The following is a 23,139-nucleotide window of genomic DNA, read 5'->3' as shown; positions in this document are numbered from 1 at the left end:
TTTGTACTCACCCGAGAGACTCTCTCAGGCTTTCCTCCGGGCGCTTCCCTTCGGTCTTGCGTTTCCGACTCTATCAGATCTTTTCTCGACCCGATCTCCTCGGTGCTTTCCAGGTTCTCGCTTTCGCGTTTCCCTTTCCGGCGGTTCCGACTCTATCAGATCCTTTCGGCGCTGATTCCCAGTCAGAGGGGGTTTGTCTTCCCGGCTGTTGGGCCGTTCCGACGAGTGAGACTTTAGCGGATTCCCGTCCCCCGAAGCCAATCGGGGTCCTGCGTCCTTTCGAACACGGATTCCTCATTCGTGAATACACACGCCAACGACACGACGGCAGACGAATCGACTGTACGTCGAGAAGTGGTTGGTACTTACGGAATGGCTGTCCGGGGACCGACCGGGGTCGGCGCTCACGTCGAACAACTCGGAGAACACTACGTAGCCGGTCGGGGTGTGTCAACTCATGTCCCTCGGACACCCCGCAGGCGTACTCTCACGGACATGACTACGCGTACGTGCACCCAGCTGTGGTGGGCCGCCTGACGGCGGCCGTGCTCACGTATGCACTCAACGGCCGCCGCTTCGGCGGCCGTTGTCGTTTCTCCCTCCAGGGTTCCAGGGGGTCGGCCGGCCGGAGCGGCGGTCTCGACCAGGAGGTGGAGAGATGAAGCGGGTCTTCAGCGGGGTCAAGCCGACCGGGCATCTGACGCTGGGGAACTACCTGGGGGCGCTGCGGCAGTGGGCCGAGGTCGACCAGCACCGGGCGGACTCACTGTTCTGTGTCGTCGATCTGCACGCGCTGACCGTGGACCACGATCCGGCACGGGTGCGCCGGCTCAGTCGGCAGGCGGCGACGCTGCTGCTGGCGGCGGGACTGGATCCACAGCTGTGCACCGTGTTCGTGCAGAGTCATGTGGACGAGCACGCGCGGTTGTCGTATCTGCTGGAGTGCGTGGCCACGGACGGCGAGATGCGGCGGATGATCCAGTACAAGGAGAAGTCCGGGCGGGAGCGGGCGCGCGGGGGCAGTGTGCGGCTGTCGTTGCTCACCTATCCCGTGCTGATGGCGGCGGACATCCTCGCCTACGGGGCCGACGAGGTTCCGGTGGGCGACGACCAGGCCCAGCACGTCGAGCTGACCCGTGATCTGGCGGTGCGGTTCAACCAGCGGTACGGGCACACGTTCGTCGTGCCGAAGGCCACGCATCCGGCGGTGGCGGCGCGGGTGATGAACCTGCAGGAGCCGACGTCGAAGATGGGCAAGAGCGACGACTTCGGGCCGGGGATCGTCTATCTGCTCGACGAGCCCGATGTGGTGCGCAAGAAGGTCATGCGGGCCGTCACCGACAGTGGGCGGGAGGTCGTGTACGACCGGGAGGAGCGGCCGGGGCTCGCCAATCTGCTGGAGATCCTCGCCGCGTGTACGGGCGGGGAGCCGGAGGCGCTGGCCGGTGCCTATGCCTCGTACGGCGCGTTGAAGAAGGACACGGCCGACGCGGTGGTCGAGGTGCTGCGGCCGGTGCAGGCCAGGCACAGCGAGCTGTGCGCGGATCCCGTCCATGTGGAGGGGGTGCTGCGGGACGGGGCGGCGAAGGCTCGGGCCATGGCCCGGCCCGTCGTGGACAGCGCCTATCGCGCGATCGGGTTGCTGCCGCCCGCGCCGGAGCCGGCCACGGATCGGGTGCTGAACGCGGTGCGGTAGGCGCGTGGGCTGGTGGCGAGGCGCGATGCGAAGTGCTGGCGCATCGTGACCTCGCTGCCGAAGCCGGAGCGCCGGGCCACCTCGGGCATGGGGAGGTCGGTGCGTTCGAGGAGTTTCTGGGCCGCCGCGATGCGCTGGTCGAGGAGCCAGCGCAGGGGGGTGGCGCCGGTCTCGGCCGTGAAGTGGCGGGCGAAGCTGCGGGGGGACATTCCCGCCCGCGCCGCCAGGCCGGCGACGGTGAGTGGTTCGTGCAGGTGGCGCAGGGCGTGGTCGCGTACGGCGGCGAGGGTGTCGGCGTCCCGGTCCGCGCGCGGGGTGGGGTGTTCGATGAACTGGGCCTGGGTGCCGGTGCGGATGGGCGCGGTGACCATCGAGCGGGCGATGGTGGCGGCCGCTTCGGCGCCGTGGGAGCGGCGGACCAGGTGGAGGCAGAGGTCGATGCCGGCTGCCGTGCCGGCGGCGGTCCAGATGTTGTCGTCCTCGATGAAGAGGGCGTCGGGGACGACGTTCACCAGGGGGTGGTGTGTGCGGAGGAGGTCGATCAGGCCCCAGTGGGTGATCGCTCGGCGGCCGTCGAGGAGGCCCGCCTGGGCGAGGGTGAAGGCTCCGCCGCAGAGGGCCGCGAGGGTGGTGCCGCGGGCGTGGGCGCGGCGGAGGGCGTCCAGCACGGGGGCGGGTGCGGGGGTGACGTGGTCGTCCAGGCCGGGGACCAGGATCAGGTCGGCTCGGGAGAGCCAGCCGAGGGTGCGGTCGGGGGCGAGGGCCAGGCCGCCGCGCATCGGGACGGAGGCGCTGTCGACGGCGACGCGGCGCAGGTCGAAGGCGGGGGCGCCGCGGTCGGTGCGGTCGGTGCCCCAGACCTCGGTGATGACGGAGACGTCGAAGGCGCGGATGCCGGGAAAGGCCATGAGGGCGACGCGGTACGCAGGGTCCACGCTTGGCAGTAAACCATCGATCGCTGTCTTCTGACCCGCTGGGGCGCGGGCGGTCCCGGCGGCAGGATCGAGGGCATGGATATCGCGGAGAACGCAGCGCTGGTGGTCGTCGATGTACAGAAGGGCTTCGAGGAGCTGGACTTCTGGGGGGCGCGGAACAATCCCGGGGCGGATGACAACATCGCCGCGCTCATCGACGTATGGCAGGGGACGGGGCGGCCGGTCGTGTTCGTGCGGCACGACTCGGTGAAGCCGGGGTCGCCGTTGCGGCTGGGATACGAGGGGAACGAGTTCAAGGAGTACGTGGAGGAGAGGCGGGGGAAGGGCGCCGGGGCCGAGCTGTTCCTCACGAAGACGGTGAACTCGGCGTTTCTCGGGACGCCGGATCTGGGGGCCTGGCTGACCGCGGAAGGGGTCTCGCAGATCGTGGTGGCCGGGATCCAGACCAACATGTGCGCGGAGACGACGGCGCGGATGGGCGGCAATCTCGGGTACGACGTGCTGTTCGCGTACGACGCGACGTACACGTTCGACCTGGAGGGGCCGTTCGGCTGGCGGCGGAGTGCGGACGAGATCGCGCAGGCGTCGGCGGTGTCCCTGCACGGGGGCGGGTTCGCGCGGGTGGTGACGACCGAGGAGCTCGTGGGGGCGGCCGGTGCCTGACCGCCCCGGCGACGTCAGTCCTTCTTGCCGGAGGCCAGTTCGCGGCTGCGGTCGCGGGCGGCCTCGAGGGCGGCGATGAGGGCGGCCCGTACGCCGTGGTTCTCGAGTTCGCGGATGGCGTTGATGGTGGTGCCCGCGGGGGAGGTGACGTTCTCGCGGAGCTTGACCGGGTGTTCGCCGCTGTCGCGGAGCATCGTCGCGGCGCCGATCGCGGACTGGACGATGAGGTCGTGGGCCTTGTCGCGGGGCAGGCCGAGCAGGATGCCGGCGTCCGTCATGGCCTCGACCAAATAGAAGAAGTACGCCGGGCCGGAGCCGGAGAGCGCGGTGCAGGCGTCCTGCTGGGACTCGGGGACCCGGAGGGTCTTGCCGACGGCGCCGAAGATCTCCTCGGTGTGGGCGAGGTGGGCGGCGGTGGCGTGGGTGCCGGCGGAGATGACGGACATGGCCTCGTCGACGAGGGCGGGGGTGTTCGTCATGACGCGGACGACCGGGGTGCCGGTGGCGAGGCGCTCCTCGATGGAGGCGGTGGTGATGCCCGCGGCTCCGCTGATGACCAGGCGGTCGGCCGGGACGTGCGGGGCGAGCTCGTCGAGGAGGGCGCCCATGTCCTGCGGTTTGACCGTGAGGATCAGGGTGTCCGCGTGCTTGGCGGCCTCGGCGTTGGTGACCGGCGTGACTCCGTGGCGGGTGCGGAGTTCTTCGGCCCGTTCCGGGCGGCGGGCGGTGACGAGGAGGTCGGCGGGGGCCCAGCCGCCTCGGATCATGCCGCTGAGAAGGGCTTCGCCGATCTTGCCGGTGCCGAGGACTGCGACTTTCTGGGTCATGGCTGGGGGGTCCTCCGGAGGTGTGCGTCGTCCGTCGTCCGGGATCATCCTCGCACCGGGGTGGGGGGACGGGGGTGGGTGTCCGGTGGGCGGACGGCGGTTTCCTCGCCCCCGCCGCTCCTTCCCGTTCCCGTTCCCGTCTCCGTTCCCGTCCCTGTCCCTGTCCCCGGGAGCCGTGCCCCCAGATCTCCTTTCGGCCTGAACGGCCTCGTCCTCGAACGCCCGACGGGCTGGAGGGGCTGGAGGGGCTGGACGGTCACGCTGTGCGGCGTCGGAGGGTCGCCGCGCCCAGGCAGAGGACCAGAAGGGCGCAGCCGCCGACGATGAGGACGTCCCGTACGAAGGTGGCCGTCATGTCGGTGTGGGTGAGGACCTCGTTCATGCCGTCGACCGCGTAGGACATGGGGAGGACGTCGGAGACGGCTTCCAGCGCGGGGTGCATGGTGTCGCGCGGGGCGAAGAGGCCACAGAGGAGCAGTTGCGGGAAGATCACCGCCGGCATGAACTGGACCGCCTGGAACTCCGAGGCCGCGAAGGCCGAGACGAAGAGGCCGAGGGCGGTGCCGAGGAGGGCGTCGAGGAGGGCGACCAGGAGGAGGAGCCAGGGGCTGCCCGTGACGTCCAGGTCGAGGAACCAGACCGCCAGGCCGGTGGCCAGGGCCGACTGGATGATCGCGAGGATGCCGAAGGCGAGGGCGTAGCCGGCGATCAGGTCGCCTTTGCCGAGGGGCATGGCGAGGAGGCGTTCGAGGGTGCCCGAGGTCCGTTCGCGCAGGGTGGCGATGGAGGTCACCAGGAACATCGTGATCAGCGGGAAGATGCCCAGGAGGGACGCGCCGATGTTGTCGAAGGTGCGCGGGCTGCCGTCGAAGACGTAGCGGAGCAGGAACAGCATCACGCAGGGAATGAGGACCAGCAGCGCGATGGTGCGCGGGTCGTGGCGCAGTTGGCGCAGGACCCTGGCCGCGGTGGCGGTGGTGCGGGAGAGGCTCAGGGCGCTGGTGGTGGGTGCGGGGGCCGGAGCGGCGGTGGTGGCGGTGGTGGTGGGTGATGCCGTGGTCATCGGGTTGTCTCCTTCGTGCGGGTCTCCGCCGTGCGGGTCTCCTTCGTGCGGGCTGCCTCTGTCGCCGCGTCCACCAGGTGCAGGAAGGCCGACTCGACCGTGTCGGCGCCGGTGCGGGTGCGCAGGGCCTCGGGGGTGGCGTCGGCGAGGATCTCGCCCTCGCGCATCAGGAGCAGGCGGTGGCAGCGCTCGGCCTCGTCCATGACGTGCGAGGAGATGAGGAGGGTCGCGCCCCGGGTGGCGGCGATGTCGTGGAAGAGGTTCCACAGGTCGCGGCGCAGGACCGGGTCCAGGCCGACGGTCGGTTCGTCGAGGACCAGGAGCTCCGGGGTGCCCAGCAGCGCCACGGCCAGGGAGACACGGTTGCGCTGGCCGCCTGAGAGGTTGCCGGCGAGGGCGTCGGCGTGGGTGGTGAGGTCCACGTCGGCGATGGCCCGGGTGACGTTCTCGTGGCGGCGGTCCGCTGCCGCTCGGCCCGGGTCGAGGATCGCGGCGAAGTAGTCGAGATTCTGGCGGATCGTCAGGTCGTCGTAGACGGAGGGGGCCTGGGTGACGTAGCCGATGCGGGTGCGGAGCGTGGGGTGGCCCGCGGGGCGGCCGAGGACGTCGAGGGTGCCGGTGACCTTGTCCTGCGTGCCGACGATCGAGCGCATGAGGGTCGACTTGCCGCAGCCGGAGGGGCCCAGCAGGCCGGTGATCTGGCCGCGGGGGACGGTGAAGTCGAGGGTGCGCAGGACCGTGCGGGGGCCTCGCACGACGGTCAGGTTCTCGGCCCGTACGGCGGGCGCGGCGGGCACTGCGGGCACGACAGCGGGTGGGGCCAGGGTTGTGTCCTCGCCCGGTGGGCGGGAGTCCGGGTTAAAATTCATCATGCGATGAATAATGCTCCGGGGTGCGCGGAGGCGTCAAGTGGCGCCAAGTGGCGCCGACGGGTGGGGGCATCGGCGTGCGTGTGGAGTGGCGGTGCGGGGGTGTGGGGTGGCGGTGCAGGGGTGTGGGGTGGCGCGGGCGTGTGGGGATGACTCAGGCGCAGGGGTGGTGGCTCGGGCGCAGGGGGTGGTGCGGGTACGTGGGGGTGGCCTCGGCGCAGGGGGGTGGTGCGGGTACACGGGGGTGGCGCGGGCGCAGGGGGGTGGTGTTGGAAGCGGATGTTCCGGTTCCTTCGCTTTCGTGTTCACCAGGCCGCCACAGGAACCTCCCGTCCGGCCGGGCGTTTCAACTGACAATGGAATTCATGCGCTGCTGGAGCGTCGCCATCGCTCTCGCTCCGGTCCGCGCAGCTTCGTCGCCGTGCCCTCCCCCGGTGCGGCGCGCCCACGCATCTCCCGTTTCCTCCTGGAGGTGCCGCTGTGTCGCTCCGTGGTGTCCGCAAGGCTGATCTGTTCGCTTCCTTCCTCGTGTTTCTCGTCGCGCTCCCCCTCTGTATGGGCATCGCCGTGGCCTCCGGTGTGCCCGCCGAGCTGGGGCTGATCACCGGCATCGTCGGCGGGCTGGTCGTCGGGGCGCTGCCCGGCGGCAGCCTTCAGGTGAGCGGGCCGGCGGCCGGGCTGACCGTGCTCGTCCACGAGGCCGTGCAGCGGTACGGCCCGGCGGCGCTCGGCGTGCTCGTGTTCGCCGCCGGACTGGTGCAGCTCGGGCTCGGCGCGCTCCGGCTGGGGCGGTGGTTCCGGGCCGTGTCGGCGGCCGTCGTGCACGGGATGCTCGCCGGGATCGGGCTGGTGCTGGTCACCGGGCAGCTGTACGCCCTCGGGGACGCGGCCGCTCCGGCGGGCGGGCTCGACCGGCTCACCGGGTTGGTGTCGCTGCCCGGGCGGGTGGATCCAGTGGCGTTGTCAGTGGGCGGTGCCACCATGGTCGTGTTGCTGCTGTGGGGGCGGTGGCGGCGCGGTGCGCGGCTGGTTCCGGCGCCGTTGGTCGCGGTGGCGTCGGCGGCGTGCGTGACATGGGTGTTCGACCTGGATGTGCGGCGGGTCCAGGTGCAGGGGCTGTGGAATGCCGTACGGGTGCCGGAGGCGGCGGATCTCGGACGGCTGACGGAAGTGGGGGTGATCGGGACCGTAGTGGCGTTCGCGCTGATCGCGTCGGCGGAGTCGCTGTTCGGCGCCGCGGCGGTGGACCGGCTGCCCGACGGACGGGGGACGGACTACGACCGGGAGTTGATGACACAGGGCGCGGGCAACGCCGTCTGCGGGGTGCTGGGCGCGCTGCCGATGACGACCTTCATCGTGCGGAGCGCGTCCGCGGGAGCCGGGGGTGCCGTCTCCGAGAGGGCGCGGACGGGGGCGCGGACCAAGGCCTCGCGGGTGCTGCACGGGGTGTGGCTGCTGCTGTTCGCGGCCGCGCTGCCCGGCGTGCTGGGAACCGTTCCGGTCGCGGCGCCGGCCGGGCTGCTCGTGTACGTCGGCTGCAGGCTGGTGCCCTGGCGGGAGGCACGGAAGCTGTGGCACGGGCAGCGCGCGGAGGCTGTCGTGCTCGGGGTCACGGCGGTGGCGATCGTGGCGGGGAACCTGTTCCAGGGGGTGTTGGTCGGGCTGGCGCTGGCCGTGGCGAAGACGGCGTGGGAGATCAGCCATGTGCACATCGAGACGGAGGACCGGGAAGACGCCGGGCTCGTCGTACGGGTGCTGGGACACGCGACGTTCCTGCGGCTGCCGAAGCTGCTGGACGCGTTGGACGCGCTGCCGCACGACCGCGCGGTACGGCTGGAGTTGGGCGGGCTGCGGCACGTGGATCACGCGTGTGCGGCGGCCCTGGACGGGTGGGCCGCCGCGCGCGGTCAGGCTCTGGTCGCGAACAGCAGGATGACGTCGTAGACCTCTTCGACGAGTCCGTCAGGGAAGGCCCGCATCAGGTGGTCGCGTTCCTCCGCGAGGAAGGCGGTGCTCGCCTCCTCGCCGTGGACGAGGAACAGCGAGTGGCTGCCGAGGTTGGCCAGGTGCGTGTCGACAGGGACGCGGCGGCTCCAGCGGACCTCACGACGGATCAGTCCGAGGCGGCCGGTGGGGTCGACGACCCGGGCGTTCACGTTCCTGGTGTTCGCGGGGGTGCTCTCCCCGAAGTACCGGTCGACGCGCCGGGCCGCCTCCGCGAGCCAGGGCACGTCGAGGGCGTCGGTGTTCCACCACAGCGCCAGCGCGCCGCCCGGGCGCAGGACGCGCAGGGCCTCCGGGACCGAGCGGGCCGGGTCGGTCCAGTGCCAGGACTGGGCGTAGGTGAGGAAGTCGAGGGAGGCGGTGGCCAGCGGGAGGTGGTTGCCGTCGCCCCGGACGATCGGCACGCCGGGCAGGGTCCGGCGGAACTGTGCGGCCATGCCGTCCCCGGGCTCCACGGCGATGACGTCGGCGCCTCGGGTGTGCAGCAGGGCGGTCGCTATGCCGGTGCCGGCCCCGATGTCCGCGACCCGTGCGCCGGTGAGGGGGCGGCCGGCGAGGTCCTCGATGGTGTCGAGGAGCGCGGTCGGGTAGGAGGGCCGGTTGGCGGCGTACTGGGCCGCGGCGGAGTTGAAGGAGTGGGCTCGGGTGGTGTGCGAGGGGGTGTGGGAGGGGGTGTGGGAGGAGGCCGTCATGGGGCCATGGTGAACGGAGGAGGGTGAGAAGGGGAACGGGGCCGGGTCTGTGGGCGGGGTCGGCCGCGCCGACAGGTCGGTCCTTGCGCCGACAGGTCGGTCCTCCCACCCGCCTCGTGCCTTGCCCGGCGACACCAGGTCCCGGTGACGGGGTCAGCCGCGGCGGCGCTTCTTCGACGGGTTGCCGGTGCGGCGGGTGGAGCGGCGTTCGTACTGGTCGCGAGCCGTCTCGTACTCCTCGCGGTGGAGCTTCTCGCCGGGCGCCTCGGTGAGGGTGCGGAAGAAGTACGCGAGCAGCGAGCCGACGAAGCCGACGGCCAGCAGACCGCGCAGGGAAGCCTGACGGTCGGGGTCGGGACGCTTGGCGAAGCCTTCCCAGGTCTGGCGGAAGGCGAGCGCGGTGCAGACCGCGAACATCACGACGACCAGGACCGTCACGAAGCCGCCCAGGTCGGCGATCGCGATGCCCTCGTAGGCGAAGCGGAGGACGAGGCAGGAGACGGCGACGGCGGCCAGCGAGCCGACGGCGGCGGCGGTGCGGCGGGCCGCGTAGCCCCGGTGACCGGGGTCGTGGTCCACCCAGGTGGTGCCGAAGAAGCGGAGGGGCTCCGGGCGGGGACCGGCGCCGGCGGGGCTTCCCGACCGGCCGGCGGGGGTGCCGGTGGGGATGCCCGTCGCGCCGGCCGAGGTGTCCCGGGAGCCGGCCGAGGTGTCCGGGGTGCCGTTTTCGTCGCTCACGGGACGATTATGGCTCCGGGCGGCGGCGGGCTCCCGGGTGGGTCGTTCCCAGGCCGGTCGAAGGCCGTTCCGAAACGCATGCCGCAGGCCGCCGGTCCAGAGCCGGTCCACAGCCGGTCCGAGGTCGCGGCCTCATACCGGCGATCGAGTCCGGCTCCGGATCGGTGTCGGGATCCACGCCCCGGTCCGGCTCCGGATCGGTGTCCGGATCAGCGCCCGGTCCGGATCAGCGCCGGGTCCGGGTCGGTGTCCGGGTCAGCGCCCGGTCCGGATCAGCGCCGGGTCCGGGTCGGTGTCCGGGTCAGCGCCCAGCTCCGGGTCGGTGTCAGGCACAGTGCCCGGGTCCGGGTCGGTGTCAGGCACAGTGTCCGGGTCCGGATCGGTGTCAGGCGCAGTGGGCGGCGACGTAGCCGTCGCTGCCGGTCCGGACGTACGCGTCCGAGACGAACTGGCCGTCGGCGATGTTGTCCCAGATGTTCGTCGTGCCGTACGGGCCGGTCACCGAGGTGCCCGGGGTCTGGCAGAAGATCGGGACCTTCGCGCCCTCGGCCAGGACCTTGACGACCGGGTAGCTCGTACCGGGGCCGCTGCGGACGTTCAGCCGGACGCCCGGGGCGACCGGGTAGTAGGTGAGGGACGCCGCCGCGGCCGTCGTGACCGCCTCCGCCGTCTCGCCGCTCGCGACCTCTTCCACACGGTCAACAGACATGAAAAACCTCCCCCGTCGAACCCCATGACTGCCATGGGGTCACGTTGATTCCCCTAAAACACGCAATGAAACACATGTACAGGATTCGCACACGGAGGCTAGCAAGCCGCCTCGGTGCCGTACGAGTCATCGACTAGGCTCCGTGCGTCGCGCGCGCCGGTTGAACAGCACGGGGGTGGTCCATGACGCCACAGCGCAACACCGGGGCAGGCGCGGAAGCGGAACTTCCGGAGTACGCCGGTCACTACCGCCTGGAGGAGCGCCTGGGCTCCGGTGGCATGGGTGTGGTGCACCTGGCCCGGAGCACCTCCGGGATGAAGGTCGCGGTGAAGGTCGTCCATGCCCAGTTCGCCCGGGATCCCGAGTTCAGAGGCCGTTTCCACCAGGAGGTTGCCGCCGCTCGACGGGTGAGCGGGGCTTTCACCGCGCCCGTCGTCGACGCCGATCCGGAGGCCGAACGGCCTTGGATGGCCACCCTGTTCATTCCCGGTCCGACGCTCGCCGAGCAGGTGAAGCGGAACGGGCCCATGCGCTCGGGCGAGTTGCGGCGGCTGATGGCCGGGCTCGCGGAGGCGCTGCGGGACATCCATCGGGTCGGGGTCGTGCACCGCGATCTGAAGCCGAGCAACGTCCTGCTGGCCGAGGACGGGCCGAAGGTCATCGACTTCGGTATCTCCCGGCCGAAGGACAGCGAACTGCGCACGGAGACCGGCAAGTTGATCGGTACGCCACCGTTCATGGCGCCGGAGCAGTTCCGGCGGCCGCGGGAGGTGGGGCCGGCCGCCGACATCTTCGCGCTCGGGTCGGTGATGGTGCACGCGGCGACGGGACGCGGGCCGTTCGACTCCGACAGCCCGTACGTCGTCGCCTACCAGGTCGTGCACGACGAGCCTGATCTGACCGGCGTTCCGGGGAACCTCGCGCCGCTGGTGGTGCGTTGCCTGGCCAAGGAGCCCGAGGACCGGCCCACGCCGGACGAGTTGATGCGGGAACTGCGGTCGGTGGCGGCCTCGTACGACACGCAGGCGTTCATACCGTCACAGCGGGCGCTGGAGGAGACGGCCGGGGACGGGCCGAAGGGGTCGGAGGAGCCCGAGCGTGCGTCGGCCCGGGCGGAGGTGCGGCCGCGCAGCCGGCGTGGGCGGGTGGCCCTGGCCGTCGGCGCGCTCGTCGTCGTCCTCTCGGGCGGTGCGGTCCTCGCCACGCAGATGCCCGGCGCGGAAGACCCGGGCCGCGACGCACGGGGCGACGCGGGCGGCTCGCGGTCCGCGTCGCCGGCCTTCACGCCCTGGAGCACGCGGCCGGCGAAGAGCAGCACCGGTGCGGGTACCGGCGCGGGCACGGGCGGCATGCCCCAGTGCGCGTACGACACCCGGCGGCTGATCTGTGTCCAGTCGGGGCTGGTGTCGGCGCTGGACGCGTCCGACGGGCGGGTGTTGTGGCGGCACGTCCTCACCGACGACGACGGGCCGAGCCAGGCGCCGGTGCTCGCGGGCGGGCTGGCTCAGGTGATCACCCACTCGGGCAAGCGGATGGAGGCGCTCGACCCGGCGTCGGGCGCCACCCGCTGGCAGCGCGACCTGTCGGACTTCCCGGGTGTCCGGACCGTCGGCGGCACCGTGCTGCTGACCGCGGCCGACGACACGGTGACCGGGGTCGACGCCGCGACGGGGAAGTCGGTGTGGAGCCGGCGCGTTCCCGGGCTGAGCGAGCCGTACTTCACGGCGTTCCCGAAGGATCCGCTGGCGTACGCGTCGAGCACGTCGGACGACGGGCGCACCCGGATCACGGCCGTGGATCCCGCGACCGGGCAGGTGCGCTGGGACGAGCGGCTCGACGGCGCGCTGCGTCTGGTGGGCACCGCCGACGGCAGCCTCGTCCTGCTGTCCCAGGGCGACGACTACGGCACGGTCGACGCCGTGGTCCGCTACTCCCCGCGGGACAAGGAGTCGCTGCGGGTGAAGCTGCGCGTCGCGCTCCAGGAGGCGCAGGCCACCGTGCAGGGCGACCGGGTCTACCTGCTGGCCTTCGACGGATCGCTCGTCGCCGTCGACACGGGCCTCGACAAGCAGGTGTGGTCGCTCCAGACGGCGGTGAGCCGGGGTTCGGTGCCCGCCGCCGACGGTGAGCACGTCTACTTCAGCGCGGCCGACGGACGGCTCCTCGCCGTGGACGCCGAGAAGGGCAAGCTCGTGGGGCAGACGGCACTGCGGCTCGGCGCCAACTCCGACGAGGTGGTGGCCACGCTGCCCGCGCCCGAGGCGGTCGACGGCCATGTCTACGCCGGGGCCCCCGACGGAACGGTCTTCGCGGCGGACGGACGGGACCCGGCGAACTGGTGAGACGCGCCGAGGGCCGCCTCCGTACTACGGAGACGGCCCTCGCGTCAGCGCTCCGGCTGCCCGGCGGTGACTGCCCGGGCGTCCGGTGGTGTCAGCCCAGCTTCGACACGTCCCGCACCGCGCCCTTGTCGGCGCTCGTCGCCATAGCGGCGTAGGCCCGCAAGGCGGCGGACACCTTGCGCTCGCGGTTCTTCGGGGCGTAGACGCCGCCGAGGGCCGCCTCGCGCCGGGCCAGCTCGGCGTCGTCGACGAGGAGCTCGATCGTGCGGTTCGGGATGTCGATGCGGATGCGGTCGCCGTCCTCGACGAGGGCGATGGTGCCGCCGGAGGCCGCCTCGGGCGAGGCGTGGCCGATCGACAGGCCCGAGGTGCCGCCGGAGAAGCGGCCGTCGGTGATCAGGGCGCAGGTCTTGCCGAGCCCGCGGCCCTTGAGGAAGGACGTCGGGTAGAGCATCTCCTGCATGCCCGGGCCGCCCTTGGGACCCTCGTAGCGGATGACGACGACGTCGCCGTGCGTCACCTGCTTGTTGAGGATCTTCTCGACGGCCTCCTCCTGCGACTCGCAGACGACGGCCGGGCCCTCGAAGGTCCAGATCGACTCGTCGACGCCTGCCGTCTTGACCACGCAGCCGTCGACGGCGATGTTGCCGCGCAGGACCGCGAGACCGCCGTCCTTGCTGTAGGCGTGCTCGGCGGAGCGGATGCAGCCGCCCTCGGCGTCCACGTCCAGCGCCTCCCAGCGCTCGGACTGGGAGAACGCCTCGGCGGAGCGGACGCAGCCGGGAGCCGCGTGCCACAGTTCGAGCGCCACGGGCGAGGGGGATCCGCCGCGGACGTCCCAGGTCTTCAGCCAGTCCGCCAGGGACGGGCTGTGTACCGAGAACACGTCCTCGTTGAGCAGGCCCGCGCGGTGCAGCTCGCCGAGCAGGGCGGGGATGCCGCCGGCGCGGTGCACGTCCTCCATGTAGTACGTGCGGTCCTTCGCCACGTTCGGCGCGACCTTCGCCAGGCAGGGCACGCGGCGCGAGACCTCGTTGATCTCCTCCAGGCCGAACGGGACGCCCGCTTCCTGGGCGGCGGCGAGGAGGTGGAGGATCGTGTTGGTCGAGCCGCCCATCGCGATGTCGAGGGCCATCGCGTTCTCGAAGGCCGCGATGGTGGCGATGTTGCGGGGCAGGACCGTCTCGTCGTCCTGCTCGTAGTAGCGGCGGGTGATGTCCATCACCGTGCGCCCGGCGTCCTCGTACAGCGCCTTACGGGCCGTGTGGGTGGCCAGGACCGAGCCGTTGCCGGGGAGGGAGAGGCCGATGGCCTCGGTCAGGCAGTTCATCGAGTTGGCGGTGAACATGCCGGAACAGCTGCCGCAGGTCGGACAGGCGTTCTCCTCGATACGGAGGATGTCCTCGTCCGAGATCTTGTCGTTCACGGCGTCGGAGATCGCGTCGACCAGGTCGAGCGTGCGGACGGTGCCGTCGACGAGGGTGGCGCGGCCGGACTCCATCGGGCCGCCGGAGACGAAGACCGTGGGGATGTTCAGGCGCAGGGCCGCGTTCAGCATGCCCGGGGTGATCTTGTCGCAGTTGGAGATGCAGATCAGGGCGTCGGCGCAGTGCGCCTCGACCATGTACTCCACGCTGTCCGCGATCAGGTCGCGGGAGGGCAGGCTGTAGAGCATGCCGCCGTGGCCCATCGCGATGCCGTCGTCGACGGCGATCGTGTTGAACTCGCGCGGGATGCCGCCGGCCGCGGTGATCGCCTCGCTGACGATCCGGCCGACCGGCTGGAGGTGGGTGTGTCCGGGCACGAACTCGGTGAAGCTGTTCGCCACCGCGATGATCGGCTTCCGGCCGATGTCCGCACCGGGTACACCGGAGGCGCGCATAAGGGCGCGGGCGCCCGCCATGTTGCGGCCGTGGGTGACTGTGCGGGACCTCAGCTCGGGCATCGTCGCTCGCTCCTTCAGAGACTGCGATCAGAGACTTCTGACTGCTAACGAGCGTACGCCGGTCATCCAGGGGTCGGACACGGTGTCCGTATACCGGGACGAACGTCTCACCCTCCTGGGACGACCGGGGCGGCGTCCCACCCTCCCGCGCCGCGTCTCACGGCCCGGTCAGATGCCCCTGTACGACCGGCGCCACGCGCGCGATGATCAGCTCCAGGTCCGCCGAGGCCAGCGGCTCCACCTTGATCACGTACCGCAGCATCGCGCAGCCCACCAGCTGCGCGGCCGCCAGTTCGGCGCGCAGCTCGGCGTCCGGCAGGTCGAGCCGGCCGGCGATCCGGCGCAGCACCAGGGAGGCGACCAGGCGGCGGAAGACGGCGGCCGCGGTGTCGTTGTTCACGGCCGAGCGCACGATCGCCAGCAGGGGCTTACGGGTCGTGGGGTTCTCCCAGACGCCGAAGACGAAGCGGGCGAGCCGCTCGCCGACCTGGTCCAGCGGGCCGTCGGCGACCGCTTCCGGGGCTCCCAGCGCGGGCGCGAAGGCGACCTCGATGGCCGCCTCGAAGATCTGCTCCTTGGTGCCGAAGTAGTGGTGCACCAGCGCAGGGTCCACACCGGCGGCCTTCGCGATACCGCGTACGGACGTCTTGTCGTAGCCCCGCTCGGAGAACTCCTCGCGGGCGGCCGTCAGGATGCGGTCACGGGTGTCCGCCGACTCCGTACGAGGGGGGCGGCCGCGTTTACGGGCGGTGACGCCGGTCATCGGCGGGGCACCTTCGCCGCGGGGGACGGGGGAGACTGCGCCGTCGAGGACGCGGAGGCCAGGTGCAGGCGCGTGAAGGCCAGCGCCTCCGCCAGGTCGGCCTCACGTTCGGCGCTCGACATCGCGCGCCGCGTGTTGACCTCGATGACGACATGCCCGTCGAAGCCGGTCAGCGCGAGCCGTTCCAGCAGCTCGGCGCAGGGCTGGGCGCCGCGGCCCGGGACCAGGTGCTCGTCCTTGGCCGAACCGTTTCCGTCGGCCAGGTGGACGTGGCCCAGGCGGTCGCCCATGCGGTCGATCATCTGCATCGCGTCCGCGCGGGCCGTGGAGGCGTGGCTGAGATCGATCGTGAAGTGCCGGTAGTCGTCCTTCGTGACGTCCCAGTCGGGCGCGTACGCGAGCATCTCGCGGTCGCGGTAGCGCCACGGGTACATGTTCTCGACGGCGAACCGTACGTCCGTCTCGTCCGCCATCCGCCAGATGCCCGTGACGAAGTCCCGCGCGTACTGGCGCTGCCAGCGGAACGGCGGGTGGACGACGACCGCGCTCGCGCCGAGCTTCTCCGCCGCCGAGCGGGCCCGCTGGAGCTTGGTCCACGGGTCGGTCGACCAGACCCGCTGCGTGATGAGCAGGCAGGGGGCGTGGACGGCGAGGATCGGGATGCGGTGGTAGTCGCTGAGTCTGCGCAGCGCGTCTATGTCCTGGCTGACGGGGTCGTTCCAGACCATGACCTCGACGCCGTCGTATCCGAGGCGCGCGGCGATCTCGAAGGCCGTCGCCGTCGACTCCGGGTAGACCGAGGCCGTCGACAGGGCGACCTTCGCATCCGGGATCCGCACGACTGGCTCTGCCATGGGGGACAGGTTACGGGGTGCGGTCACCCGGGTGCCGGGCCCCCGGCCGCCGTTGTGGTGTTCGCCACGGGCGGGTGCGCGCACGGCCCGGTGGCTCACACCCGCGCGGCGGAGGCGGCCAGGTCACGGCCGCACGGCGGAGGCGGCCAGGTCACGGCCGCACGGCGGAGGCGGCCAGGTCACGGCCGTGCGCGCCGCAGGCCCGTCACTCCGACGCCAGGTGATCGAGTTTGCGCAGGATGACGCCCTCCCTGAGCGCCCAGGGGCAGATCTCCAGGTCCTCCACGCCGAAGAGGTCCATCGCCCCCTCCGCGACCAGCGCGCCCGCGAGGAGCTGGTTGGCGCGGCCCTCGGAGACGCCCGGGAGCTCCGCCCGCTGGGCGGTCGTCATGCCCGCCAGGCGGGGCACCCAGGCTTCGAGCGACTCGCGCTTGAGCTGCCGCTGGGCGTACGGGCCGTCGACGGAGCGGGCGGCGCCTGCGATGCGGGCGAGCTGCTTGAACGTCTTCGACGTGGCGACGACGTGATCGGGGGTGCCGAAGCGCTTGAACTCCCCGACCGTGCGGGCGATCTGCGCGCGGGCGTGGCGGCGCAGCGCTCGTATGTCCTCGGGGTCGGGCGGGTCGCCGGGCAGCCAGCCCGCGGTGAGCCGGCCGGCGCCGAGCGGCAGCGAGACGGCCGCGTCGGGCTCCTCGTCGATGCCGTAGGCGATCTCCAGTGAGCCGCCGCCGATGTCCAGGACCAGCAGCTTTCCGGCCGACCAGCCGAACCAGCGGCGGGCGGCCAGGAAGGTGAGCCGGGCCTCCTCGGCGCCGGTGAGGACCTGGAGCTCGACGCCGGTCTCGGCCTGCACGCGCGCGAGGACGTCGTCGGCGTTGCTGGCCTCGCGCACGGCGGAGGTCGCGAACGGCAGCAGGTCCTCCACGCCCTTGTCCTCGGCGGCCTGGAGCGCCTCCTGGACCACGGCGATCAGTTTGTCGACGCCCTCCGGGCCGATCGCCCCGTCCTCGTCGAGGAGTTGGGCAAGGCGCAGTTCCACCTTGTGCGAGTGCGCGGGCAGGGGGCACGCGCCCGGGTGTGCGTCCACCACCAGCAGATGCACCGTGTTCGATCCCACGTCGAGGACACCGAGTCTCATGTAGGGAACGCTACTGCCCACAGCACCCCCGGCCGTCCCCGAAGCGGCTCCCGGCGACTTACCCTGGACGAGTGCCAAAGACGAACAAGGCGAAGACCGACAAATCGACCGACGGTTCTTCGCGGGCGAAGCCGGTGAAGCCACCGAAGAAGTCGAACAAGGCCCAGGCAGCGGCGGCGGAGGCGCTTGCCGCGGACGAGAAGGGTCTGGACTTCGCGCGCGCGTGGGTGGAGTTCCCCGACCCGGCGGACGACGAACAGGTCTTCCGGTGCGACCTCACCTGGCTGACCTCTCGCTGGAACTGCATCTTCGGCAGCGGCTGCCAGGGCATCCAGCCGGGCCGCGCGGCCGACGGCTGCTGCACCCTGGGCGCCCACTTCTCCGACGAGGACGACGAGAAGCGCGTCGCCGGACATGTGGCGCGGCTCACGCCGGACATCTGGCAGCACCACGACGAGGGCGTCCGGGACGGCTGGGTCTCGGAGGACGACGAGGGCTCCCGCCAGACCCGCCCGTTCAACGGCTCGTGCATCTTCCAGAACCGCCCCGGTTTCGCGGGCGGCGCCGGCTGCTCGCTGCACATCCTGGCCCTCAAGGAGGGCCGCGAGCCGCTGGAGACCAAGCCGGACGTCTGCTGGCAGCTCCCGGTGCGCCGGACGTACGACTGGATCGACCGGCCGGACGACACGCGCGTGCTCCAGGTGTCGATCGGTGAGTACGACCGCCGCGGCTGGGGTCCGGGCGGCCACGACCTGCACTGGTGGTGCACGTCCGCGACCTCGGCACACGGTGCGGGCGACCCGGTGTACGTCTCCTACCGCCCGGAGCTGACCGAGCTGATGGGCAAGGCCGGCTACGACCGCCTGGTCGAGCTGTGCGAACAGCGCCTCGCCTCGCAGCTCCCGCTGCTGGCGCCGCACCCGGCGGACCCGGCACGCCCGACCGGCTGACGGGCCGCCGGGCTGGCGGGCCGCACGAGCCGCCGGCCCGGGCTCCTCGGCCCCGGTGGACCTCCGGGGCCCGACCCGTGCGGCCCGTGCGGCCCGTGACGCCCACGGCGGACCCCTACGACGACTCCGGGATCGAGGAGTCGCTGTCGTCGGACGGCGAAGTCGAGTCCTCCGAGTCGCTCGGGGACGGGTCGCCCTCCGTGGGCTCCGGGTCGGCGGAGGGCGGCGGATCGCTCGGGGTGGGGTCCGGGGAGGACGGCGCCGTGGGCGTCGGTTCCGGGTCGGACGACGGAGGCTGACCGCCGGGGCCGCCCGGGCCGGGGCCGTTGCCGGGATCCGAGGGGCCGGGTGCGGTGCCGTAGCCCTCGATGGAGACGACGGCGCCCGCCGGAGCGACGGCCACGCGCGCGTGCCACCGCCCGGAGGGCTCGCGCAGATGATCGACGTACACCTTGACCGTCACCGACTCGCCGGGCTTCAGCGTGTCCGTGGAACGGCTCAGATAGAGCCAGGAGGCCGCCGTGGTGGCCGACCAGCGGACCGGCCCGTCGCCGTCGGCCGCCGCGGTGAGGGTGATGAGGGTGGTGTCGCCGCTGTTGGCGGCCGTCACCGAGAGCTTCCCGGCGGCGCTCCGGCCGAGTCCGGTGACGCTCACGACCTCCACGGAGACATCCGGTCCGTCGCCCTTGGGGAGACCGGTGCCGGGGCGGGTGCTGGCGTTTCCCGCGTTCTCGTAGCCGCCGACCGTCTCGCCGTCGAGGCTGTCGGGACCCTGCGCCTCACTGGCGCTGGCCGAGCGGCCCTCGACCCCCTCCCCCGTCGGTGTGCCCCGGTAGGCCGCCCACAGGGCGAGCACCGGAGCGGCGACGACCGTGGCGACGACGGTCGTGGTGACGGCACGCGCGCGGAGCCGCTCCCGGCGGGCGGCCCGGTCCTTGGGGTCCATCGGGAAGCCCCGCCGGTCGTAGCGGGGTACGGCGGCGCCCCGCGCGCGCGGGAGGTGGGTCATGGCCATGTGCAGCTCCGCGCGGGGCGCCGCCAGGACGGGCAGCTCGGCGGGGGTGACACCGGCGCCGGGCCAGCGGCCGGGGACGGCGCGTTCGGCGGCCCTGCGGCAGCGCGGGCAGTCGTCGACGTGCCGGACGAGTTCGCGGCGCAGGGCGGCGCTGAGCACCAGCTGGTTCTCGCCGGTGAGACGGGCCACACCGGGACAGCCGCCGGTCTCGACGACGGCGAGCGCCGCGCGCGTGCGCTCGACCTCGCAGGCGGCGGAGGCGAGCAGTTCGCGGGCGGCGGCCAGGTCCTTGCCGAGGACGGCGGCGACCTCGTGGGGGGCGAGGTGGTGGCGTACGGCGAGTTCGAGCGCCTCGCGCTGTTCCGGGGTGGTGCCGGCGGCCTCGGGCCAGGCGAGCTGGGTCAGCTCACGTCGCCGCTGCTCCGTGGCCTCGTCGGAAGCGGGCAGGCCCGCCGACGACATGGCGCTCGGGGTGCTCGGGGCGGTCGTGGCGCCCGCGGCCGTCGCCTGCTTCGCGGCCGGCTGCCCGCGAGCGCCGTTACGGGCCGCGGCGTGCGTGCCCTGACGTTTCTGCACGCCCTGACGCCTCTGTGTGCCCTGACGTCTCTGCTTGGCCTCGGTGAGCCTGCGCAGGCACGCCCAGCGGGCCAGCGCGTACAGCCAGGCCCGGCGGTCGCCCGCCGCGTCGGGACCACGCTGGCCACGCCGTTCCGCGAAGGCGAGGACGTCACCGAGGGCGGCGGTGGCCGACTCGTGGTCGCACAGGACGGACAGGCAGTAGGTGAACAGGCCGTCCAGGTAGGGCTCGTAGCGCGCGGGGGGCCGCTGCGCGAGCGTGCGCGCCGGAGCGCCGTCGCGCACCTCCCGGTGCGCCCGGTGTGCGCCGGTCGTGCGGGTCGAGGTTTCCGGGCTGCTGCTCATCACCCGTGCGACCGTAGGCGGCGCGGAACTAGGTCTACTTGTCCCTTGAGTCCTTTTAATCCGTACGGGTGAAACGATCCCTCATAAGGGGACAGGGAAGGGGGGTCCCATGGCTCGTTCGTGACGGGGCGTGGCCGAATCACAAGGGGTGCCTGCCCTCTTCCGGGGGGCGCGGGCCCACGCGGGGCGCCGCCGAGACTCCGCCGGAGCGCTGCCGAGGCACCTCCGGAGCCCTGCCGAGGCACTTCCGGAGCACCGCCGAAGCCCTGCCGAAGCCCTGCCGAAGCCCCTCCGGAGCACCGCCGGAGCGCTCTGGACCGGTGTCCGGCGAGGACGGTCGTCCACAGGCGGGTCGGGCTGTCGGTGGCGGCGGTTACGGTTTCCCCATGGCTGCCCGTACGAAGACCACCAAGGACCGTCCGTCCTACCGCTGCACGGAGTGCGGCTGGCAGACGGCCAAGTGGCTCGGCCGCTGCCCCGAGTGCCAGGCCTGGGGGACGGTCGAGGAGTACGGCACGCCCGCGGTCCGTACGACGACGCCGGGGCGCGTCACCACGTCCGCCCTGCCCATCGGCCAGGTCGACGTGCGCCAGGCCACCGCCCGCCCCACCGGCGTGCCCGAGCTGGACCGGGTCCTCGGCGGCGGACTCGTACCGGGCGCGGTCGTCCTGCTGGCCGGCGAGCCGGGCGTCGGCAAGTCGACCCTCCTGCTGGACGTGGCGGCCAAGTCGGCGAGCGACGAACACCGCACGCTGTATGTGACCGGTGAGGAATCGGCCTCCCAGGTCCGGCTGCGCGCCGACCGCATCGGCGCCATCGACGACCACCTGTATCTGGCCGCCGAGACCGATCTGGCGGCCGTCCTGGGTCACTTGGACGCGGTGAAGCCGTCACTGCTGATCATGGACTCGGTGCAGACGGTGGCCTCTCCGGAGATCGACGGAGCGCCCGGCGGCATGGCGCAGGTCCGCGAGGTCGCCGGCGCCCTGATCCGCGTCTCCAAGGAACGCGGCATGTCCACGCTTCTGGTGGGCCATGTCACGAAGGACGGCGCGATCGCCGGTCCCCGTCTCCTCGAACACCTCGTGGACGTCGTGCTGAGCTTCGAGGGGGACCGCCACGCGCGTCTGCGCCTGGTGCGGGGCGTGAAGAACCGCTACGGCGCCACCGACGAGGTCGGCTGCTTCGAACTGCACGACGAGGGCATTACGGGCCTTGCGGACCCGAGCGGACTTTTCCTGACCCGACGTGACGAACCGGTCCCGGGCACCTGTCTGACGGTCACCCTGGAGGGCCGCCGCCCCCTGGTCGCCGAAGTGCAGGCCCTCACCGTCGACTCCCAGATCCCCTCGCCCCGTCGCACGACGTCCGGCCTGGAGACCTCCCGGGTCTCGATGATGCTGGCCGTCCTGGAGCAGCGCGGGCGGATCAGCGCCCTGGGCAAGCGGGACATCTACTCGGCGACGGTCGGCGGCGTGAAGCTCTCGGAGCCCGCCGCGGACCTGGCGATCGCCCTCGCCCTGGCCTCCGCCGCGAGTGACACCCCACTGCCCAAGAACCTGGTCGCGATCGGCGAAGTCGGGCTTGCGGGCGAGGTCAGACGGGTCACCGGCGTCCAGCGCAGGCTCTCGGAAGCGCACCGTCTGGGCTTCACGCACGCGCTCGTGCCGGGCGATCCCGGCAAGATCCCCGCGGGCATGAAGGTCCTGGAGGTCGCGGACATAGGGGACGCCCTGCGGGTCCTGCCGCGCTCCCCTCGACGAGACGCCCCACGGGAGGCGGAGCAGCGCCGGTAGACTTTGCCCTGGTCTCGCCCGTCCGTACGAAACGAGTGCGCGAAACGAGTGCGCGAAACGGGGGCGTCCCAGACCTGTGACCGGAGGAGTGCAGTGGCAGCCAACGACCGGGCGGCAGCTCCCGGAAAGTCCGGCGGGAGTTCCGGTGCCGACGGCCTGATGCGCGCCGCGCTGAGCGCGGTGGCTCCCGGCACCGCCCTTCGCGACGGCTTGGAGCGGATCCTTCGCGGCAACACCGGCGGACTCATCGTGCTGGGCTCCGACAAGACGGTCGAGTCGATGTGCACGGGCGGGTTCGTCCTGGACGTGGAGTTCGCGGCCACGCGCCTGCGTGAGCTGTGCAAGCTCGACGGCGGCATCGTGGTCTCCTCCGACCTGTCGAAGATCCTTCGGGCCGGAGTCCAGCTGGTGCCGGACCCCACGATCCCCACGGAGGAGACGGGCACCCGGCACCGTACGGCGGACCGGGTCAGCAAGCAGGTCGGCTTCCCGATCGTCTCGGTGTCCCAGTCCATGCGTCTGATCGCCCTGTACGTCGACGGACAGCGCCGCGTCCTGGAGGACTCCGCGGCGATCCTGTCCCGCGCGAACCAGGCGCTGGCGACCCTGGAGCGCTACAAGCTCCGCCTGGACGAGGTCGCGGGAACGTTGTCAGCGCTGGAGATCGAGGACCTGGTGACGGTCCGGGACGTCTCCGCGGTGGCCCAGCGGCTGGAGATGGTGCGCCGCATCGCCACCGAAATCGCCGAATACGTGGTCGAACTGGGCACGGACGGACGACTGCTCTCCCTCCAGCTCGACGAGTTGATCGCGGGCGTGGAGCCGGAGCGCGAGCTGGTGGTCCGGGACTACGTGCCCGAGCCCACCGCCAAGCGCTCCCGCACGGTCGACGAGGCGCTGTACGAGCTGAACGCCCTGAGCCACGCCGAACTCCTCGAACTGTCCACGGTGGCGCGCGCGTTGGGCTACACCGGCTCCCCCGAGGCACTCGACTCGGCGGTCTCCCCTCGCGGCTTCCGTCTGCTGGCCAAGGTGCCGCGGCTGCCCGGCGCCATCATCGACCGCCTCGTCGAGCACTTCGGCGGCCTCCAGAAGCTCCTCGCCGCGAGCGTCGACGACCTCCAGACGGTCGACGGCGTGGGCGAGGCGCGGGCCCGCAGCGTCCGCGAGGGCCTGTCACGGCTGGCGGAGTCGTCGATCCTGGAGCGGTACGTCTAGG

The 23,139-nt window shown here is 72.1% G+C and carries 19 protein-coding genes; 7 read left to right on the top strand and 12 right to left on the bottom strand.

What is annotated here, in order from left to right; all coding sequences use genetic code 11:
- Nucleotides 1-658: 658 nt before the first annotated feature.
- Nucleotides 659-1,696, top strand: a complete 1,038-nt coding sequence (gene trpS, locus ABT070_RS29335; protein WP_351764877.1) for a tryptophan--tRNA ligase — start codon at nt 659-661, stop codon at nt 1,694-1,696.
- On the opposite strand, the gene ABT070_RS29330 is transcribed toward trpS, so the two are convergent.
- Complete coding sequence (locus tag ABT070_RS29330) at nt 1,624-2,604, bottom strand: GlxA family transcriptional regulator (protein WP_351764887.1); 981 nt, start codon at nt 2,602-2,604, stop codon at nt 1,624-1,626. The genes trpS and ABT070_RS29330 overlap by 73 nt on opposite strands.
- Before the next feature lie 102 nt (nt 2,605-2,706).
- On the opposite strand from ABT070_RS29330, the gene ABT070_RS29325 reads away from it, so the two are divergent.
- Nucleotides 2,707-3,294 (top strand): cysteine hydrolase family protein, encoded by a 588-nt coding sequence (locus ABT070_RS29325; protein WP_351764876.1) that lies wholly within the window; start codon nt 2,707-2,709, stop codon nt 3,292-3,294.
- A gap of 14 nt (nt 3,295-3,308) precedes the next feature.
- Here the strand turns inward: ABT070_RS29325 and proC are convergent, their stop codons facing one another.
- From proC to ABT070_RS29310, 3 genes are all read right to left on the bottom strand, one after another.
- Nucleotides 3,309-4,121: a pyrroline-5-carboxylate reductase gene (proC, locus tag ABT070_RS29320; protein ID WP_351764875.1), complete on the bottom strand. Its 813-nt coding sequence runs from the start codon at nt 4,119-4,121 to the stop codon at nt 3,309-3,311.
- A 256-nt stretch (nt 4,122-4,377) separates the two neighbouring features.
- Nucleotides 4,378-5,184 (bottom strand): ABC transporter permease, encoded by an 807-nt coding sequence (locus tag ABT070_RS29315; protein WP_351764874.1) that lies wholly within the window; start codon nt 5,182-5,184, stop codon nt 4,378-4,380.
- Complete coding sequence (locus tag ABT070_RS29310; protein WP_351764873.1) at nt 5,181-6,056, bottom strand: ABC transporter ATP-binding protein; 876 nt, start codon at nt 6,054-6,056, stop codon at nt 5,181-5,183. Before ABT070_RS29310 ends, ABT070_RS29315 begins: the two co-directional genes overlap by 4 nt.
- A 552-nt stretch (nt 6,057-6,608) precedes the next feature.
- Here ABT070_RS29310 and ABT070_RS29305 point away from each other — a divergent pair.
- Complete coding sequence (locus ABT070_RS29305; RefSeq protein WP_351764886.1) at nt 6,609-7,997, top strand: SulP family inorganic anion transporter; 1,389 nt, start codon at nt 6,609-6,611, stop codon at nt 7,995-7,997.
- On the opposite strand, the gene ABT070_RS29300 is transcribed toward ABT070_RS29305, so the two are convergent.
- The 3 genes from ABT070_RS29300 to ABT070_RS29290 all read right to left on the bottom strand — a co-directional run bounded on the left by ABT070_RS29300 (nt 7,961) and on the right by ABT070_RS29290 (nt 10,196).
- Entirely contained in the window at nt 7,961-8,749 is a 789-nt protein-coding gene (locus tag ABT070_RS29300; protein WP_351764872.1) for a class I SAM-dependent methyltransferase, read from the bottom strand. The genes ABT070_RS29305 and ABT070_RS29300 overlap by 37 nt on opposite strands.
- A gap of 153 nt (nt 8,750-8,902) precedes the next feature.
- Nucleotides 8,903-9,487, bottom strand: coding sequence for an EamA/RhaT family transporter (locus ABT070_RS29295; RefSeq protein ID WP_351764871.1), 585 nt, complete (start codon nt 9,485-9,487; stop codon nt 8,903-8,905).
- A 385-nt stretch (nt 9,488-9,872) separates the two neighbouring features.
- Nucleotides 9,873-10,196, bottom strand: a complete 324-nt coding sequence (locus ABT070_RS29290; RefSeq protein ID WP_351764870.1) for an SH3 domain-containing protein — start codon at nt 10,194-10,196, stop codon at nt 9,873-9,875.
- A gap of 182 nt (nt 10,197-10,378) precedes the next feature.
- On the opposite strand from ABT070_RS29290, the gene ABT070_RS29285 reads away from it, so the two are divergent.
- Nucleotides 10,379-12,538, top strand: a complete 2,160-nt coding sequence (locus tag ABT070_RS29285) for a serine/threonine-protein kinase (protein WP_351764869.1) — start codon at nt 10,379-10,381, stop codon at nt 12,536-12,538.
- 91 nt (nt 12,539-12,629) lie between these two features.
- Here ABT070_RS29285 and ilvD read toward each other — a convergent pair whose 3' ends face one another.
- The 4 genes from ilvD to ABT070_RS29265 form a co-directional block, all read right to left on the bottom strand.
- Nucleotides 12,630-14,483 carry a dihydroxy-acid dehydratase gene (gene ilvD / locus ABT070_RS29280; protein ID WP_351764868.1) on the bottom strand — a complete coding sequence of 618 codons (1,854 nt, stop codon included), beginning with the start codon at nt 14,481-14,483 and terminating at the stop codon, nt 12,630-12,632.
- 157 nt (nt 14,484-14,640) lie between these two features.
- Nucleotides 14,641-15,246, bottom strand: coding sequence for a TetR/AcrR family transcriptional regulator (locus tag ABT070_RS29275; protein ID WP_351764867.1), 606 nt, complete (start codon nt 15,244-15,246; stop codon nt 14,641-14,643).
- A complete protein-coding gene (locus tag ABT070_RS29270; protein ID WP_351764866.1) occupies nt 15,243-16,100 on the bottom strand; it encodes a sugar phosphate isomerase/epimerase family protein in 858 nt (285 codons plus the stop codon). Before ABT070_RS29270 ends, ABT070_RS29275 begins: the two co-directional genes overlap by 4 nt.
- 205 nt (nt 16,101-16,305) lie before the next feature.
- Complete coding sequence (locus ABT070_RS29265) at nt 16,306-17,238, bottom strand: Ppx/GppA family phosphatase (protein WP_351764865.1); 933 nt, start codon at nt 17,236-17,238, stop codon at nt 16,306-16,308.
- Between the two features lie 71 nt (nt 17,239-17,309).
- Between ABT070_RS29265 and ABT070_RS29260 the strand changes: the two genes are divergently transcribed.
- Nucleotides 17,310-18,188, top strand: coding sequence for a DUF3109 family protein (locus ABT070_RS29260; RefSeq protein WP_451101601.1), 879 nt, complete (start codon nt 17,310-17,312; stop codon nt 18,186-18,188).
- Between the two features lie 115 nt (nt 18,189-18,303).
- On the opposite strand, the gene ABT070_RS29255 is transcribed toward ABT070_RS29260, so the two are convergent.
- The gene (locus tag ABT070_RS29255) at nt 18,304-20,124 is read right to left on the bottom strand and encodes a hypothetical protein (RefSeq protein WP_351764864.1); all 1,821 of its coding nucleotides are present in this window, start codon (nt 20,122-20,124) and stop codon (nt 18,304-18,306) included.
- A 386-nt stretch (nt 20,125-20,510) separates the two neighbouring features.
- Here ABT070_RS29255 and radA point away from each other — a divergent pair, with 386 nt between their 5' ends.
- Both radA and disA read left to right on the top strand, forming a co-directional pair.
- The gene (radA, locus tag ABT070_RS29250) at nt 20,511-21,920 is read left to right on the top strand and encodes a DNA repair protein RadA (RefSeq protein WP_351764863.1); all 1,410 of its coding nucleotides are present in this window, start codon (nt 20,511-20,513) and stop codon (nt 21,918-21,920) included.
- Between the two features lie 93 nt (nt 21,921-22,013).
- The gene (gene disA, locus ABT070_RS29245) at nt 22,014-23,138 is read left to right on the top strand and encodes a DNA integrity scanning diadenylate cyclase DisA (RefSeq protein WP_351764862.1); all 1,125 of its coding nucleotides are present in this window, start codon (nt 22,014-22,016) and stop codon (nt 23,136-23,138) included.
- The last annotated feature ends 1 nt before the right edge of the window (nt 23,139 follow it).

The organism is Streptomyces sp. NPDC002884 (assembly GCF_040295245.1).
GTDB lineage: Bacteria > Actinomycetota > Actinomycetes > Streptomycetales > Streptomycetaceae > Streptomyces.
The sequence above is the reverse complement of the archived record's forward strand: the minus strand, read 5'-3'. Positions and strand labels throughout refer to the sequence as shown.